The organism is Aquabacterium sp. A3 (genome assembly GCF_038069945.1).
In the GTDB taxonomy this organism is placed as follows: Bacteria; Pseudomonadota; Gammaproteobacteria; order Burkholderiales; family Burkholderiaceae_C; genus Aquabacterium.
In genome coordinates this window covers 28909-44745 of sequence record NZ_JBBPEV010000007.1, presented here as the reverse complement: position 1 = coordinate 44745, position 15837 = coordinate 28909, and the positions used below count along the sequence as shown (strand labels likewise).

13 protein-coding genes and 1 pseudogene are annotated in these 15837 nt (G+C 66.8%); 6 read left to right on the top strand and 8 right to left on the bottom strand.

The window, feature by feature from the left end; all coding sequences use genetic code 11:
• Window positions 1–171: 171 nt before the first annotated feature.
• Entirely contained in the window at window positions 172–1671 is a 1500-nt protein-coding gene (locus WNB94_RS16650; protein ID WP_341391498.1) for an amidase family protein, read from the bottom strand.
• A gap of 112 nt (window positions 1672–1783) precedes the next feature.
• Here WNB94_RS16650 and WNB94_RS16645 point away from each other — a divergent pair, with 112 nt between their 5' ends.
• Window positions 1784–2818, top strand: coding sequence for an AraC family transcriptional regulator (locus WNB94_RS16645; RefSeq protein ID WP_341391497.1), 1035 nt, complete (start codon window positions 1784–1786; stop codon window positions 2816–2818).
• Window positions 2819–2989: 171 nt separating this feature from the next.
• On the opposite strand, the gene WNB94_RS16640 is transcribed toward WNB94_RS16645, so the two are convergent.
• Complete coding sequence (locus tag WNB94_RS16640) at window positions 2990–3985, bottom strand: AraC family transcriptional regulator (protein ID WP_341391496.1); 996 nt, start codon at window positions 3983–3985, stop codon at window positions 2990–2992.
• A 74-nt stretch (window positions 3986–4059) separates the two neighbouring features.
• Between WNB94_RS16640 and WNB94_RS16635 the strand changes: the two genes are divergently transcribed.
• Entirely contained in the window at window positions 4060–4797 is a 738-nt protein-coding gene (locus WNB94_RS16635; protein ID WP_341391495.1) for an SDR family oxidoreductase, read from the top strand.
• Window positions 4798–4992: 195 nt separating this feature from the next.
• Here the strand turns inward: WNB94_RS16635 and WNB94_RS16630 are convergent.
• The 5 genes and pseudogenes from WNB94_RS16630 to WNB94_RS16610 form a co-directional block, all read right to left on the bottom strand.
• Window positions 4993–5162: pseudogene (locus WNB94_RS16630) on the bottom strand (integrase); the annotation flags it as partial.
• Window positions 5163–5545: 383 nt separating this feature from the next.
• Window positions 5546–7231, bottom strand: coding sequence for an acetolactate synthase large subunit (locus WNB94_RS16625; protein ID WP_341391494.1), 1686 nt, complete (start codon window positions 7229–7231; stop codon window positions 5546–5548).
• Window positions 7228–8400, bottom strand: a complete 1173-nt coding sequence (locus tag WNB94_RS16620) for an L-lactate dehydrogenase (protein WP_341391493.1) — start codon at window positions 8398–8400, stop codon at window positions 7228–7230. Before WNB94_RS16620 ends, WNB94_RS16625 begins: the two co-directional genes overlap by 4 nt.
• On the bottom strand, window positions 8397–9281 hold the full coding sequence (locus WNB94_RS16615) for a bile acid:sodium symporter family protein (protein ID WP_341391492.1): 885 nt from the start codon (window positions 9279–9281) through the stop codon (window positions 8397–8399). Before WNB94_RS16615 ends, WNB94_RS16620 begins: the two co-directional genes overlap by 4 nt.
• A gap of 18 nt (window positions 9282–9299) precedes the next feature.
• The gene (locus WNB94_RS16610) at window positions 9300–10925 is read right to left on the bottom strand and encodes an FAD-dependent oxidoreductase (protein ID WP_341391491.1); all 1626 of its coding nucleotides are present in this window, start codon (window positions 10923–10925) and stop codon (window positions 9300–9302) included.
• 83 nt (window positions 10926–11008) lie between these two features.
• On the opposite strand from WNB94_RS16610, the gene WNB94_RS16605 reads away from it, so the two are divergent.
• Together WNB94_RS16605 and WNB94_RS16600 are read left to right on the top strand one after the other, a co-directional pair.
• Window positions 11009–12016, top strand: a complete 1008-nt coding sequence (locus tag WNB94_RS16605; RefSeq protein WP_341391490.1) for an AraC family transcriptional regulator — start codon at window positions 11009–11011, stop codon at window positions 12014–12016.
• 135 nt (window positions 12017–12151) lie between these two features.
• Entirely contained in the window at window positions 12152–12658 is a 507-nt protein-coding gene (locus WNB94_RS16600; RefSeq protein WP_341391489.1) for a hypothetical protein, read from the top strand.
• Window positions 12659–12674: 16 nt separating this feature from the next.
• On the opposite strand, the gene WNB94_RS16595 is transcribed toward WNB94_RS16600, so the two are convergent.
• Complete coding sequence (locus WNB94_RS16595) at window positions 12675–13574, bottom strand: AraC family transcriptional regulator (protein WP_341391488.1); 900 nt, start codon at window positions 13572–13574, stop codon at window positions 12675–12677.
• 167 nt (window positions 13575–13741) lie between these two features.
• Here WNB94_RS16595 and hchA point away from each other — a divergent pair, with 167 nt between their 5' ends.
• Entirely contained in the window at window positions 13742–14611 is an 870-nt protein-coding gene (gene hchA, locus WNB94_RS16590; protein WP_341391487.1) for a glyoxalase III HchA, read from the top strand.
• 39 nt (window positions 14612–14650) lie between these two features.
• Window positions 14651–15823, top strand: coding sequence for an aminotransferase class I/II-fold pyridoxal phosphate-dependent enzyme (locus WNB94_RS16585; protein WP_341391486.1), 1173 nt, complete (start codon window positions 14651–14653; stop codon window positions 15821–15823).
• Window positions 15824–15837: the final 14 nt, after the last annotated feature.

The window sequence follows — 15837 nt, the reverse complement described above, 5'->3', positions numbered from 1 at the left end:
GGGGCAAACCCCGCCAGAAGGTCTGGCAGCGCTTGACGCCGGGTCGGGGAGCCTCCACGCACTGATCTATTCACAAAGCAATTCAAATCCGTGACGGGCATGCGCACGCCCCAGCGTCCAGCACACAGCCCTCTCTGCAGACCCGTGGGCATTTTTCGTCAGATGCCACTCTTACCGGCGCCCCGCCATCGGCGCCAACACCTCTCCTCGCATCTCGGACAACAACTTTGCAAACTGGATGGTCTTCCGGTCCTCGTAGGGGGCGCCGATGATCTGCACATTGACCGGCAGCCCTTCCGATGTTCGAGCGATCGGTGCGCTGGTGGCGGGCAGGCCCAGCACTGTGGCAGGGGCAATCCACATGAAGAGGTCGCTGTAATGGCGGGCGCGCCCCTCGACCACCAGCTTGCGCGTGGCGAAGAGCGAGGCGTCGTGGGGGAAGGCTGTTGTCATCGTGGGGGGAGCCAGGATCACATCGTATTGCTCAAAGGCGGCCATGAACCGTTCTCGCAGAACGAGCGAATCTTCGATCACCTTCAGCCAACGGCTGTGGCTCATGGTCATGCCTTCCACGAACTTGTCGATGCATTTGGGCGAATCCATGACCTTCGCCAACGTCCGCAGCAAAGCCGGCGTCCAGCCCATGGCCGGCGCCACCATGCCCTTTGCCATCCGCTCACCTCTCGTCAGCCAGGCCTTCATCAGTGCGCCCATCTGCAAGGTGTAGTTGGGGTACAGGTCCATGAGCCCCAGGTTTGCAGGGGCGCCGCGGCTCACTTTAGCCCCTGCTTGTGAAAGCTGCTCCACAAGATTCCCGTACGCGCTGGCCAGGCGCGAATCAATGGGGCAATCGTCGTCCTCGGTCCACATCAGTACCCGGAAATCAGCCAGACGATCGTGCCTCGGTGGCGGAAGATCCAGTCGCCAGCCGGGCTGCGTGCCGGGTGGAGGCACCGTGATGATGTCCAGCAAAAATGCGAGATCGTCTGCGCTGCGCGCCATGGGGCCGGCCACCCCGAGGTCCGGCTCCCCGATGTGCCCTGGTTCGGCCGGGACGTGGCCGCGCATCGAGATCATCCCGTGCGTGGTCTTGTGTCCATAGACGCCACAGAAGTGGGCTGGAATGCGGATCGACCCGCCGATGTCGCTGCCGACTTCCAATGGTGTGAAGCCGCATGCAAGCGCTGCGGCCGCACCACCCGATGAGCCACCCGTGGTCAGCTCTGGCGCCCATGGGTTGCGGCTGAGACCGTAGACCGGATTGTCGGTCTGGATGTCCAGCGCCTTGTAAGGCACGTTGGTTTTGCCAAAGATGATGGCGCCTGCTTGCTGGAGTCGCTGCACCACGGGCGCAGGCTGCTGCGGGCGGTGGTTGGCGTACTCTGGTGCGCCTGCGGTACATGGCATGCTGGGCACTTCCCAAGTGTCCTTGATCGTCATCGGCAGGCCATGCAGCGGCCCCCAACACTCGCCCCGACGGATGGCGGCATCGGCCTCGTCGGCTCGGATGCGTGCCTTCTCCAGGGCCACCGCAACCACGGCATTGACGGCGGCATTGCGGTCTTTGATCCTGGACAGATGCTGCTCCAGCAGATCTCGGCTTCCCAGGCGTCCGGCAGCCAAATCCTTGGCGAGATCCCTGGCGCTTTGCAAGTTGTCGGTGGCACTCATTCTGGGCGGTCCTTCTCGTTGGCGACGCGGGATTGTTGACGTGCGGCACGGCACGGCGTGAGAGACGCTGCGGCCATAATGCTTGTCAATTTCGGCCAACCGTTCACGACCGATGCCCTCATCCGAAAACGAATCCCTGCAAGCAGTCACGGTTCCTGCGCTGTTCACGCGCAGCTACCTGGCGCTGGCAGAGGAACATGGGCATGCGCGACAGCAGGTCCTGCGACGCGCTGGGATCTCGGCTTCGCGCATCGCATCTGGGCATGAGCTGTCGATGCCCGAGTACCTGTGCCTGCTGAGCGCCGTCGGAGACTTGCTAGGGCCTGAGGTGTGCATTGGCGTCGAGATGGGCTGGCGGATCCCGCCGACGGCGTTAGGGCCGCTGGGCGCGGCCGTGTTGTCCAGCACGACAGGGCGCGAGGCCCTCGCTTTGTGCCGCCGTTTTTGGCGCTTCTACGGCGTGGGTCTGACGCTGGGCATATCGACCATCGACAGCGTCTGCACGCTGTCTTTTCAAGTACAGCCAGCCCTGGTCCCGGCCGCACACCGCCATACCGTGCTGGAGGCCATGGTGGCTGGCTTTGCCCGCGGTATCCTGGGTCTCCACCGTGGTGCGTCACAGTACATGGTCATCTGGTTCGATTTCGACAAGCCGCCGTGGGCCGACTCGGTGCGCGATCGTTTGGGCAACGTCCACTGGGGCATGCCGGCATGCTGCATCCGTCTTCCCGAGCACCTGCTGGATACCCCGCTTCCGAACGCCAGTGCGCTGGCGTTGAATGATGCATTGAGCCAATGCGAGCAACTGGAGCGGCTGCTGGGTAAGCGCATGGACGACATCGCAGAACGGGTGCGACACGAGTTGGTGCAGCAGGTCGATGGCTACCCCAGTTTCGAGGCCTTGGCCGAACGGCTGCACATGAGCACCCGGACTTTGCGTCGCCGGCTGCGTGATCAGGGGGTGGGCTACATGGACCTTCTCAACATGGCGCGCCGCAGAGATGCCCTGTCGTTGCTGAACCGCCCAGTGCTGGAGGTAGCGCAGATCGCTCAGATGCTGGGCTATGCCGACCCTGCGAACTTCACCCGAGCGTTCAAGCAATGGACAGGGCTCACGCCCAGTGCCTGGAGAGCAAGGCTGTCTTGAGCTGCCCGCCACGACTTGCAGGCATCTGGTTCTGGCCTATCGGCGTTTCATGGCTGAAGGTGCTGTTGAGCGCGCAAATTTTCACAGGCTTGAGGCGACGAGGCAACGGCTCGCGCGGAAGGCCTAGCGAAGTGCAGTGCACCGGCCGGGAAGAAAAGCCGTGCACTGCGCCTAGCCACGTCGCAAGGCCTCAACGTCTCGCATCGGGGGCGCCCCGAACAGCCGTGCGTACTCGCGACTGAACTGAGACACGCTCTGATAACCCACCCGATATGCTGCACTGGCAGCGTCCATGCCGCCGCCCAGCAGCAGCCCGCGGGCCTCCGTGAGCCGCAACCGCTTCTGATATTGCAATGGGCTCATGGCCGTCAAGGCCTTGAAGTGCTGATGAAAGGACGACGGGCTCATGTTCGCTTGCGATGCGAGTTCCTCCACACGGATCGGCTCTGCGAAATTCGCGCGCATGTGCCGGATGACTTGTCCAATCTTGTGCGTGTTGCTGCTCGCGATCGCCATTTGTGCCACCGTAGGGCCGTACGGACCGCGCAACAGCCGGTAGTGGAATTCTCGCAATGCCAGAGGAGCCAGCACCGGGATGTCGTGGGGCTCATCGAGAAGCCGCGCAAGCCTGACGACCGACGCCAGCGTCGCGTCGTCAAGATCGCCGACGAACAGGCCGCGCGCCGTTTCGCCTCGTGGCCAGTCTGCGTCGTCCATCTGTGCAAGCAGATCGGCGATCGTGCTCGCGTCCAGGTCAATCGCAAGGCAAAGATAGGGCGCGTCTGCGCTTGCGACGAGCACCTGGCCGAACAAAGGCAAGCTCACCGACACCGCAAGGAACTGCTGCGGCGCGTAGCGGTAGGTCTCACTCTCCAGCAGAACCTGCTTCTCGCCCTGCACGATCACGCACAAGCAAGGGTTGTACACGTGCGGCAATTCATGGTTGGGCGTCGACATGCGGATGCACTGCAGAGCATCGATCGCGACGGGGTGCATTCCATCCCCGTTGGAGTTTTTGACGATCAGCCGGGCTAGCTCTCTGAAGCTGTCTCGGCGCAACTCATTGATTGGCTTACCCATGAGCATGGACGATACGCGCAGATTCCGCAGGCGTCTATCAGTGCACTTCATGGTTTGGAGGATCAGGCAATCACGCTGCAGCTTCATGTATTCCCAAAACAGCCCCCGAGGCCGATGCTCTCTCTCACGCAAAACCCACCCATCCCACACGGAGAATTCTCATGAACAGCAGCAAAGTCGTCCTCATCACCGGCGCCAGCAGCGGCATTGGCGAAGCCACCGCCCGCACGCTTGGCGCTGCAGGCCACACGGTCGTCCTCGGCGCGCGCCGCACGGACCGTCTCGAAAAAATCGCAGCCGAGATTCGTACTGCTGGCGGCACCGCGGAGTTCCGTGCGCTTGACGTCGTGAACCGCGCTGACGTCGCCAACTTCGTGAACTTCGCCAACAACAAGTTTGGCCGTGTCGACGTCATCTTCAACAATGCGGGCGTGATGCCCGTGTCGCCCATGAACGCGCTGAAGGTCGACGAGTGGGATGCCATCGTTGACATCAACATCAAGGGCGTACTGAACGGCATCGCGGCCGTGCTCCCAATCATGGAGGCCCAGGGAAGCGGGCACATCCTGAGCACCGCATCGACTGCCGCGCATGCGGTTGGCGGCCAGTTCGGCGTGTATTGCGCAAGCAAGTACGCCGTGCGCGCGATCATGGAAGGCTTGCGCCAGGAGATGGACAAGATCCGTGTGACGACCATCTCACCGGGCGTGACGACCTCAGAACTTGGCCACGACATCTCTGATGACAACACGAAAGAGGCCGTGAACCAACTGCGCAGCATCGCGCTCGAAACCAACGCAATCGCCAATGCGGTGCTCTACGCGATCGAGCAGCCGTCGGATGTGGACGTCAGCGAGATGATCATCCGTACGGTGCGAAGCGCAGGCCACGCATTCTGAGGCACCGCAGTGCTGCCCAAGAATGGGTAACGGCACCGAAAGAGGCTGGACTCGAGCTGTCCTCCAACACGGTTGCAGTGACGTCAGCGCCCCTTCGGCAGTGACCGGGAGCGTGGGCAGAATCGGCCGCCAGTCAGCGGCCAGTGGTACCCCGCAGCAGCGGCGTTTGAGCCGGGCTGCGGGACTTCCACCAAGTCAGATCTCCGTCTGCTCGGAGATTTCAGTGCGTCGTCCACTTCGACAACGAAATGCCTCACGGCTGACTCCAACTTGGAATGGCCCAGGAGCAGTTGCACGGCACGGAGGTTCTTGGCGCGCAGGTAGATCAGCGTAGCCTTCGTTCTGCGCATCGAGTGCGGCCCATAAGTTTTGATCGCGAATGTCGGTCACGGTCGGCAACGTGCGTCCGCACGGCGGAGAAGCAGTAGTTCTATTGGTGCTCCCGCCTAATTCACTCCATTGTCAGTTGTGATTCGCTCAGCGGCTGGACCGAATGTCAGCTTACAAGCGCCAACCGCGAGTTGGTCTGTCGACAGCGGCCGGCTCCTGACGCTGCAAAGCAACCCCTCGCCCGCCCCCACCCACATCAGCCCACACCCAGGCCGCGCAGGGGCGCCTCGATGCCGCCGAGGCGCGCAGCGTTGAGCGCGTAGCGAGTTCCGCAGCCCCGGCCCATGGCGAGCACCGCAGGGCAGCCCGGCCTGGGTGTGGGCTGATGCGCGCCACACGCCCGCCACGCGTCACCAACTCAGGGCGCCACCTTGCGCTTGATCAGCCGCGCCAGCGGTTGCGGCAAGTTCGCCAGCGAGCTCAACACATGCGGCAGCAGCCGCAGCTTCAAACCCGCAAACGCATTGGGCACCACCGCCTCAATCAGGTGCGGCCCCGGCGTGCTCAAACACTGCGCCAGCGCGCGGTTCAACTCTTCGGCCGTGGTGGCGCGCACCGCGTGCACGCCCATGCCGGCGGCCATCTGCACAAAGTCCAGCCCGGGGTTCGACAAATCCAGCTGGCTGCGCGCCTTCACGCCTTGCGCATCGCCCTTACCACCACCTGCCGCCACCGCGCCCACGCGCTGCAGCTCCACATTCAAGATCGCGTAGCTCTTGTTGTTGAACACGATGGTGGTCACGTTCAAGCCCTCGCGCGCCATCGTCCACAACGCCTGCAGCGTGTACATGGCCGAGCCATCGCCCACCAGCGCCAACACCGGCCGGTCAGGGCAGGCAATGGCCGCGCCCACGGCGTTGGGCAAGCCCTGGCCAATGGCCCCACCCGTCAGCGTGACCACATCGTGGCGCGGGGCCCCCCGCGTGAAGTGCGGCAGCATCACGCCCGAGGTCTGCGCCTCGTCCACGATGATGGCGCGCTCAGGCAGCAGGTGGCCCACCGCCTTGCACACCTTCTCGGCCGTCAGCTTGCCCTTGGGCGCGTCAGGCCGCAGAGGCGGCTGCAAGGCCGGCTGTACGCCCTCGGCCCCCAGGGCCCGCACCAGGCGCTCCAGCCCGCCCACCGCGTCCTGCGTGGGCGAGGCCAGCGTGTGCACCGTGCAGCCCTCGGGCACCAGGTCACTGGCCTTGCCCGGGTAGGCAAAGAAGGACACGGGCGATTTGGCATCCACCAGCACCAGGTGCTTCAGGCCCTGCAGCTGCACCGAAGCCAACTCGGCCAGGTAGGCAATGCGCTCCACATGCGGCAGGCCCGCGCCCCGCTCGATGCGCGTGGGAAAGACCTCGGCAAACAACTGCACGCCCGCCTTCACCGCGATGCGCGAGGCCGCCATCAGCCCCGGCTCGCGCAAAGCGCGGGCGCCCAGCAGCAACGCCGTCTTCTGGCCCGATTGAATGGCCTGCGCAATGGCCTGCACCACACCCTCGTCGGCCACAGGCGGCAGCGCCAAGGTGGGCAGCGCCGCGGGCACGCCGCCCTCGCCCCACGACACATCGGCGGGCAAGATCAGCGTGGCCACCTGCCCGCCACCGCCCAGCCCGCCCATGGCGGTGGCCACGGCCTCGGCCGCATCGCTGGCCAGCGCCGCGGTAGAGGCCGACGTGCGCACCCACTTCGACACATTGCGCGCCACGGTCTCGATGTCGGACTGCAGTTGCGCGTCGTACTTGACGTGGTAGGTGGCGTGGTCGCCCACGATGTTGACCACCGGCACGCGGCCCTTGCGGGCGTTGTGCAGGTTGGCCAGGCCGTTGCCCAGGCCACAGCCCAGGTGCAGCAGCGTGGCGGCCGGTTTGCCCGCCATGCGCGCATAGCCATCGGCCGCGCCGGTGGCCACGCCTTCAAACAGGGCCAGCACGGCGCGCATGCGGGGCTCGGCGTCCAGCGCGGCCACGAAGTGCATCTCCGAGGTGCCGGGGTTGCTGAAGCACACGGTCACGCCGGCATCGGCCAGCGTCTTCATCAGGGCTTGGGCGCCATTCATGCCAGGGTCTCCAGGTGTTGGGGGCCGATGTCGGCCACCCGGGTCACGCCGGCCAGGGTCATGGCCAGCTTCAGTTCATGCTGCCAGCGCTGCAGCAGCTCGGTCAGGGCGCGCTCGCCGCCGCCCGCCAGGGCCCACACCCAGGGCCGGCCGATCAGCACACCCCGGGCGCCCAGGGCCAGCGCGCGAAACACGTCCACCCCGCTGCGCACGCCGCCATCCACCAGCACCTCCAGCTCGGCGCCCACGGCGTGGGCGATGGCGGGCAGCTTGGTGGCGGTGGGGGCCACGCCGTCGAGCTGGCGCCCCCCATGGTTGGACACGATCAGGCCCTGCACGCCGGCCTGCACGGCCGCATGGGCATCGCCCTCGTCCAGCAGGCCCTTGAGCACCACGGTGCCGGGCCACTGCTGGCGCAACCAGTCGATGTCGGCCCAGGTCACGGTGGGGTCGAACTGCGTGTCGATCCAGGCCTTGAAGGCGTCCATGTTTTGCGCGCGGGGCACCTGGTCGCTCAGGTTGCCAAAGCCGTGGGGCTGACCTTTGATGGCCACGTCCCACAGCCAGCCCGGGCGGGTGCTCAGTTGCACCGCCTTGATGAGCGCGGCGCGCGCGGGTGGGGCCGACAGGCCGTTGCGGGTGTCGCGGTGGCGCATGCCCGAGATGGGCAAATCCACCGTGAACACCAGGGTGCGGCAGCCGGCCGCCCAGGCGCGCTGCAGCAAGGCCCGCACGATGCCGCGATCGCGCAGCATGTACAGCTGAAACCACGGTGGCCGCTGCACCGCCCCCATCACCTCGGCCAGCGGGCAGATGCCCACGGTGGACAAGGTGAAGGGCACGCCCACGGCCTCGGCCGCGCGGGCGGCCTGCACCTCGCCGCGCCGGGCCATCAGGCCCGCCAGGCCGATGGGCGCCAGCGCCAGGGGCAGGCTGCAGGGCTGGCCCAGCAAGGCCGTGCGGGTGTCCACACCGTCCACGTCCACCAGCACGCGCTGGCGCAGGGTGTGCCCGGCCCAGGCCGCCTCGTTGGCGCGCAGGGTTTGTTCGTCGGTGGCGCCGCCGTCCACATAGTCAAACAAGAAGCGCGGCAGGCGGGCCTGGGCCTTCAGGCGCCAGTCGGCGGCGGTGGCCGGCAGGCGCCCCCAGTCGGATCCCCACGCGCTCATGCCACGGCCTCCGGCGGCACCACAAAGCGCCGCATCACCCACGCAAACAACAGCCCGCCCGCGTACATGGTCACGCCGTAGATGGCGCCGGGGATGGCCATGTCGCCATCGTTGAGCACCGAGCTGGCCACCACCAGCGACAGGGCGGCGTTTTGCACCGCCGTTTCGATGCCCAGCGTCACGGCCTGTCGGCGCGGCAGTCGGGCCGCCCAGGCCACGGCAAAGCCCACGCTCAACATGGTGAGGTTCAGCGCCAGGGCCATGGGGGCCAGGCTGATCAGGTGCGCCTGCACGGTGGCAAAGTTCTTGACCACGGCCAGCACCAGGATGATGACGAACAGCACGGTGGCGATGCGCGTGGCCGTGGGCTCCACCCGCAGCGCCCAGGCCGCCCAGCGCGCGCGGGCCAGCATGCCCAGGCCCACGGGCAGGCCCATCACCAGGGCCACCTGCGCCATCAAGAAGCCCACGGGCACCGGCACCGCCACGGCGCCGTCGGCCGACATGAAGTGCGCCAGGGCCCAGGTCACGATCACTGGCAGGGTGAAGATGGTCAGCACGCTGGCCATGGCCGTGAAGCCCAGCGCCAGGGCCACATCGCCCCGGGCCAGGTAGGTGAGCAGGTTGGAGGTGGCGCCCGTGGGGCAGGCCGCCACGATCATGAAGCCCACAGCCAGCGCACCGCCCATGCCCACCAGCTTGAGCATGGCAAAGCACACCAGCGGCAGCAGCACGAAGTGGCACACCACGCCCACCACCAAGGCCTTGGGCTGCACCAGGATGCGCCGGAAATCACCCAGCGTCAGGCCCAGGCCCAGCGAGAACATGATGAAGGCCAGGATGAGTGGCAAGAGCACGATGGAAACGAGATCACCCGACATGGTGTTCCTTCATTGACATCACCGGCCCGTCACGATGGACTGCGCCGCCGCACGCGCCGTGAGGATGCAGCCCGGCAGGAAGGTGCCCTCCAGCGAGCGCTTGCCACTGGCCCCGCCGCCGCCAAAGCCGGCGGCCTCGCCCACGCAGTACAGGCCCGAGACGGGCTGGCCATCGGCGCGCAGCACGCGGCTGTGCAGGTCGGTTTGCAGGCCACCCAGGCTTTTGCGGGTGATGAGCTGGGTGTGGATGGCGATGAAGGGCCCCGCCCCGCGTTGTTGCAGCGGCGCCGGGGCGCAGGTGCGCAGGCGGTCGGCCCGCCACTGGCGCGCGTGCACGATGCGGCGGATCTGGTCGTCGTTGCTCAGCGCCAGGCCGTTGCCCAACTGCGCGTCAAAGGCATCGGCCGTGGCCTGCAGCACCTCGGGGCGCACATCGGCCGTGCCCGTCAGGGCGTTCATCTTCGCCGCCAGGCCCGCCAGGGTGTCGTCCACCAGAAAGTGCGGGCTCTCGCGCTGCATCTGGCGCAGCAGGCGGTGGTTGCCGGTCAGCGTTTCCCACGCAAAGCGCAAGAACTGCTGGTCGCGGATGCGGGGGTTGTGCTCGGCGCCCGAGATGGCGAACTCTTTGGCCGCGATGCGCCAGTTCATCAGGTGCCAGCACCAGGGGCGGGGCTGGGCGGCCACCTGCTGGCACAGCCAGTGGGTGTCAAAGCCCGTCACCAGGGGCTCGGGGCCAATGCGGCGGCCTTCGTGGTTCAGCCACAGCGCCGATTTGCAGGGGATGATGGACAGGCCATGCCCCTCGAAGTGCGGCTGCGGGTGCGGGAAGCCCGCCGCGTAGTTCCACATCTCGCCGGCGTGGGTGATCTGTCCGCCCAGGCTGTCGGCCACCAGGGCGTGCAGGCGGCCATCGGCAAAGGGGTGGGCGCCATTGAGCATCGTGGCCGGCTGCGGCCGGTCGGCCGGCCAGTGGGCGCGCACCTGCTCGTGCGCGCCATTGAGCCCGCCCATGGCCAGCACCACCACGGGCGCGTCGATGCGCAGCTCGGCACCGTCGGGCTCGGTGCCCCCGGGCTCGGCCTGCGCCACCACGCCCGAGACCTGCCCCGCCGTGTGCTCGATGCCCGTCACGCGGTGCCGGTGCAGCACCGTCAGGCGCCCGCCAGGGTCGGCGCCGCGCAGGGCCTCGATCAGGCGGCGCGTCATCGCGCGCGAGGTGCCCCACAGCACGTGGTAGCGGGGCACGCTGTTGCCCTCGCCAAAGCGGCCGCGCTCCACCCAGTTCACCGCCGGCAAGAAGCGCAGGCCATGGGCGTGCAGCCAGTCGTGCACCCGGGCGCGCGAATGCGCCACGTAGTGCTCGGCCCAGCGGCGCGGCCACACATCGGCATCGGTCAGCTCGGCAAAGCTCAGCCAGTCGTGCAGGGCGCGCTCGGGGCTGTCGTGGATCTTCATGCGGCGCTGCAAGGGCGTGTCCACCAGGGCCATGCCGCCAAAGGCCCACCAGGCCAGGCCGCCAAAGCGCTCGGGGGTGTCGCGGTCCAGCACGGTCACGCGCTGCCCGGCGCGCAGGCATTCCAGGGCGGTGACGATGCCCGCCAGGCCGCCACCCACCACCACCACATCGGATCGAAGTGTTTTCATGCTGAGGCGCACCTTATCGCCTTAAGATGCACACACATTGACTTTAAGAGACATCCGCATTGACTTCACAAGCCAGCGTTTCCATGAGCTGGGTGCGCACAGTGTTGGGCCAGGCCCGGCGCCAGGGCATCGAGGAAAACACCCTGTTGCAGGCCGCCGGCATCCCCTCGCACGAGCTCGGCGCCGAGCGCTGGCCCATCGACCACATCACCCGGCTGTGGCGTGCGGCCGCGCGGCTCACGCAAGACCCGGGCTTCGGCCTGAAGGTGGGCCGGCAGGTCAGCCCCACCAGCTTCAATGTGGTGGGCTTCATCGTGCAGTCGGCCGCCACCCTGCGGCAGGCCCTGGGCGTGGTGCAGAAGTACCAATCGCTCATCTCGGACGGCGGGCGCTTTCAGCTCTTGACCGGCCCGCACCACAGCTGGCTGGTCTACCACCCGCGCCAGGGCGATCTGGCCTTCAGCCCGCACCAGCTGGAGGCCGTGCTGGCCACCGTGGTCAGCGCCTCGCACTGGATCATGCGCCGCCCCCTGCCACCGCTGCAGGTGTGCTTCAGCCACGAGATGCTGGGCCCACCGGCCGGCTACCGTGAGGCGTTTGGCTGCCCGGTGGTGTTCGGCCAGGCCTTCAGCGGCTTGTTGCTGGACAACGCCGTGCTGGACGAGCCCCTGCCCCAGGCCAACCCGCAGCTGGCCCACCTGCACGAGCAGTACGCGCGCGCGCAGCTGTCGGCGCTGAGCGCCCAGGCAACCCGGGCCAGCGATCACCGGCTGGACGAAGTGGTGCGGCAGTGGGTGGTGGCGCACCTGCCCCAGCCCCGGCGGGCCGACATGGCGCGGGCCCTGGGCCTGGGCGAGCGCACCTTGGGCCGGCGCCTGCAGGCGCTGGGCACCAGTTTTGACACGTTGGTGGACGAGGTGCGCCGCGAACGCGCGCTGCACCTGGTCAAACACACCGACACCCCGATGCGGGATGTGGCCCAGGCGCTGGGCTTTGCCGAGCTCAGCCCGTTTTACCGCGCCTATGCCCGCTGGACGGGCAGCACGCCGGTGGCGTCGCGCCGGGGCGATGAAGGCAGCTCTCCAGCATAGCCCCGAAAAAGCCCTTTGTGGCGACACGTTGCAAACAAACCCCGAAGCCGGGGAAACCGGTGCAAATTGCCCAACACGGCGGGCCTGAAACCTGCATGATGGGTGCACGTAGCAACCACTTCGGAGGACTCTCGCATGAACTGGTTCGACAACGTTTCGTCAGACAGCGACCAGCCTGTGGCCGCTGCCCGACTGATGGAAGGACACTGGCGGCATCGGCTGCATCCTTTCGGAGATCTGGTGCTGTGCCGGCTGGTGATCGACGTGGCCGAACCCCGTGTGGTCGCAGCCCAGGTGATCGAGCACGGTGTGGCCGAAGACTTCGGCAGCAGCGAGCTGGAAGACCTCAGCGACCTGCTGATCCAGCAAGACATCCACCTGCAGGCCCGTGCCTGGGGCTTCACCCCGTGCACCTACTTGCCGGCCTGGGCCAAGCCCAGCTTCAGCGACAGCCAGATCGAAGAGCTCGAGCGCATCGACGGCTACCTGGTCGAGGCCTCGGACGACAACATCGAAGACGTGCTGCAGTTGCGCGAGGACTTCCTCAAGGCCATCGGCGTGACCGACCAGCACATCCTGCGCGCGGCGCGCTCGGCCGAACCCGAGCCGGTATGCCGCAAGGGGCTGAAGCTGCTGAACTGACGCCTGAGCGGTCCTTTCAGAGCGAGGTGCCGCGGTCTTGTGACGGCGGCACCCCGAACTGTCGCTTGTAGTCACGACTGAACTGCGATGGGCTCTGGTAGCCCACCTCAAAGGCCACCTCGGCGCTTGAACGCGACGTCAGGCCCAGCAATTGACGCGCGCGGTGCAGGCGCGCAGTCTTCAGGTATTGCATCGGCGTCTGCCCGGTCAGGTCCTTGAACGCCGCGTGGTAGGCCGATGAACTCAGTGAAGCTTCACGGGCCAGGTCGGCCACCTGCCAATCCTTGTCAAGCTGTGCCCTGAGGCATTCAATGCTGCGGAGCACGGTACCGACGCGCCCTCGCCAGGTAATCAACTCGCGCAGACAAACACCCGCGCTGGATTGCAGAACTCGGTAGTGCAGCTCCCTGACGAGCGAGGCCCCCATCACCGCCGCATCGACCTTCGAGGCCAGGGCGGTGAACAAGCGCCGAGTAACGTCCAGCAATGGCGCATCCAGCGTCATCACCGCCATGGCGCGCGGCGACATGGCAGGCGGAGCGGGCATCCCGGCGTCGACCATGTGTGTCACCACATCGCGCACGGTCTCGAGGTTGATCCGAACATGAATGGCCAGCATGGGCGACCCTGGCCGGGTGGCTACCGTATCGCACTGAAAGCTCATGGGCAACGAGACCACCAGGCCCTGGCCTGCGCCATAAGTCAGCACCTCGTCACCCAGGTGCCCTCGCTTGATGCCCTGCAACGCCAAAACGATGGCGGGCTCTTCAAACACAGTGGCTGGTTCAGTGTCGTGATCAGATCGCATCAAGGTGACGTCTGCCAGCGGTGTGGCGAACCGACCTTCATGGGGCGTGAGCTCACTCAGGCGTTGCGCGAGCGACTTCACGAGAATCGATTCACGCGCTTCGTTCATGGGGTGCCATATCGATGTGTTCAGGTCGCATGCGCCATTGTCAATGTCGCGGCACGGGCTGCGCAGCGCTTGCAGGATCAGGCAAGCACGTCGGAGTTCAAGGCATTCATGCCGCCCGGGATCTGCGCTGAAATGAACTCTTTTCACCACACCTGCTTGGAGCACGCATGAGCCAACACGACAGCCGCTCGCCCACACCCGACTCGGCAGAACCCTCTGCATTCTTTCCGTCGCCATATTCCTTGAGCCAGTTTGTAGCGCCAAGCACCGGTGCACAAGCGGTCACTTACCCGCCGCTGCCTGCAGGCGCGCGCCGCAAGGTGCTGGTGGTGGGCACAGACCAGCGCTACATGCTGATGGGCAATGGTCTCAAGTTTTCAACCGGCAACCATCCCGTCGAAACCTTCTTGCCGATCTATCACCTGGACCAGGCCGGCTACGACATTGACGTGGCCACCATCAGCGGCGAATCCGTGAAGATCGAAATGTGGGCCATGCCCACGCAGGACGAGCTGGTGCTGCGAACCTACCATCGGCATCAGCACAAGTTTGAACACCCGAAGGCCCTGCGAGATGTGGTGTCACAAGCACTGGGCGACGACTCGCCCTACGCGGCGGTGTTCCTGCCTGGCGGCCACGGCGCCATGCTGGGTTTGCCTGACAGCCGTGACCTTCAAACCGTGCTGCGCTGGGCCCAGGCACAAGAACGCCTGGTGATCGCGCTGTGCCACGGGCCCGCGGCATTGCTGGCTGGCGCGGCTGATGGCGATGCGAGCAACATCCCCTTCAAGGGGCACGACATCTGCGCCTTCCCCGATGCCATCGACCGACAAACCCCTGAGATCGGCTACATCCCGGGCCCCATGCCCTGGTACATGGGTGACAAACTGAAAGCGCTTGGCCTGCGGATCCTCAATGACGACATCACTGGCCGATGCCATCTGGACCGCAACCTGTTGACGGGCGACAGCCCACTGGCATCAGATGCAATCGGGCGGCTGGCCGTGCAGACCCTGCGAGAGCGGCTGTCTGCCTGACGGTCGGCCGGCGCACGGACGGGCCTACACTGCCCGTCCATGAAGGTCTCGCAACGCGCCCAAGCCATCACCCCTTTCCTGGCCATGGAGTTCGGCAAGCACGCTGCCGCGCTCGAGGCCGCCGGTCACCGGGTCATTCGCCTCAACTTGGGCGAGCCTGATTTTGGCGCGCCACCGGCCGTGCGTGCCGAGTTGCAGCGGGTGGCGGCCCAGGCCGCCATGCCCTACACGGGCGCCTTGGGCCTGCCGGCGCTGCGCGAGGCCATCGCCGGGTTTTACGCGCAGGTGCATGGCGTGCCGCTGCAGCCCGAGCAGGTGGTGGTGACGGCCGGGGCCTCGGCCGCGCTGCTCTTGCTCACCGCTGCCCTGGTGGACCCGGGCGACGAGGTGCTGGTGGGCGACCCGTCTTACCCCTGCAACCGGCGCTTTCTGAGTGGTTTTGGTGCCGAGGTGCGCCTGGTGCCCACGGAGGCGGCCTCGCGGTTTCAGCTGACGCTGGCCAGCGTGCAGCGCCACTGGTCGGCGCGCACACGGGGCCTGATGATCGCCACGCCCTCCAACCCCACCGGCACCTCGGTGCCCCGGGCCGAGCTGGCCGCCATCGGGCAATGGGCGCAGGCGCACGAGGCCTGGCGCATCGTCGACGAGATCTACCTCAACCTGAGCGATCCCCAGCCCGATGGCACCCCGGCGCCCACCGCCCTGGCCGCCGACCCCGGGGCCTGCGTCATCAACAGCTTTTCGAAATACTTTGGCATGACGGGCTGGCGCCTGGGCTGGGCCGTGGTGCCGCCGGCCCTGGTGTCCGCCATGGAGCGTCTGGCGCAGAACTACTACATCTGCGCCCCCACCCCGGCCCAGCTGGCCGCGCTGGCCTGCTTCACGCCCGAGTCGCTGGCCGAGTGCGAGGCGCGCAAGCGCGAGTTTCTGGGCCGACGCGCGCTGGTGCTGCAAGGGCTGCAGCGCATCGGTCTGCCGGTGCCCGTGCCGCCCGATGGGGCGTTTTATGTGTACATCGACGTGGGTGCCACCGGCATGGACGCGATGGCGTTTTGCCAGCGGGCGCTGAACGAGGCCCATGTGGCCCTGACGCCCGGACACGACTTTGGCGTGCGCGAGGCGGGGCGCTTCGTGCGCCTGTCGTACGCCGCCAGCCGCGACGACCTGGCCGAGGGCCTGGCGCGCCTGGGACGCTGGCTGGGCACGGCCTGAGCGGGGCGCCACAC

What these genes read in the sequence shown, in the direction of transcription:
- WNB94_RS16620 (WP_341391493.1), bottom strand. Translation starts at nt 8,400, where the DNA reads ATGAGCGCGTGGGGATCCGACTGGGGGCGCCTGCCGGCCACCGCCGCC.
- WNB94_RS16650 (WP_341391498.1), bottom strand. Translation starts at nt 1,671, where the DNA reads ATGAGTGCCACCGACAACTTGCAAAGCGCCAGGGATCTCGCCAAGGAT.
- WNB94_RS16605 (WP_341391490.1), top strand. Translation starts at nt 11,009, where the DNA reads ATGAGCTGGGTGCGCACAGTGTTGGGCCAGGCCCGGCGCCAGGGCATC.
- WNB94_RS16640 (WP_341391496.1), bottom strand. Translation starts at nt 3,985, where the DNA reads ATGAAGCTGCAGCGTGATTGCCTGATCCTCCAAACCATGAAGTGCACT.
- WNB94_RS16610 (WP_341391491.1), bottom strand. Translation starts at nt 10,925, where the DNA reads ATGAAAACACTTCGATCCGATGTGGTGGTGGTGGGTGGCGGCCTGGCG.
- WNB94_RS16615 (WP_341391492.1), bottom strand. Translation starts at nt 9,281, where the DNA reads ATGTCGGGTGATCTCGTTTCCATCGTGCTCTTGCCACTCATCCTGGCC.
- WNB94_RS16635 (WP_341391495.1), top strand. Translation starts at nt 4,060, where the DNA reads ATGAACAGCAGCAAAGTCGTCCTCATCACCGGCGCCAGCAGCGGCATT.
- hchA (WP_341391487.1), top strand. Translation starts at nt 13,742, where the DNA reads ATGAGCCAACACGACAGCCGCTCGCCCACACCCGACTCGGCAGAACCC.
- WNB94_RS16645 (WP_341391497.1), top strand. Translation starts at nt 1,784, where the DNA reads ATGCCCTCATCCGAAAACGAATCCCTGCAAGCAGTCACGGTTCCTGCG.
- WNB94_RS16600 (WP_341391489.1), top strand. Translation starts at nt 12,152, where the DNA reads ATGAACTGGTTCGACAACGTTTCGTCAGACAGCGACCAGCCTGTGGCC.
- WNB94_RS16625 (WP_341391494.1), bottom strand. Translation starts at nt 7,231, where the DNA reads ATGAATGGCGCCCAAGCCCTGATGAAGACGCTGGCCGATGCCGGCGTG.
- WNB94_RS16585 (WP_341391486.1), top strand. Translation starts at nt 14,651, where the DNA reads ATGAAGGTCTCGCAACGCGCCCAAGCCATCACCCCTTTCCTGGCCATG.
- WNB94_RS16595 (WP_341391488.1), bottom strand. Translation starts at nt 13,574, where the DNA reads ATGAACGAAGCGCGTGAATCGATTCTCGTGAAGTCGCTCGCGCAACGC.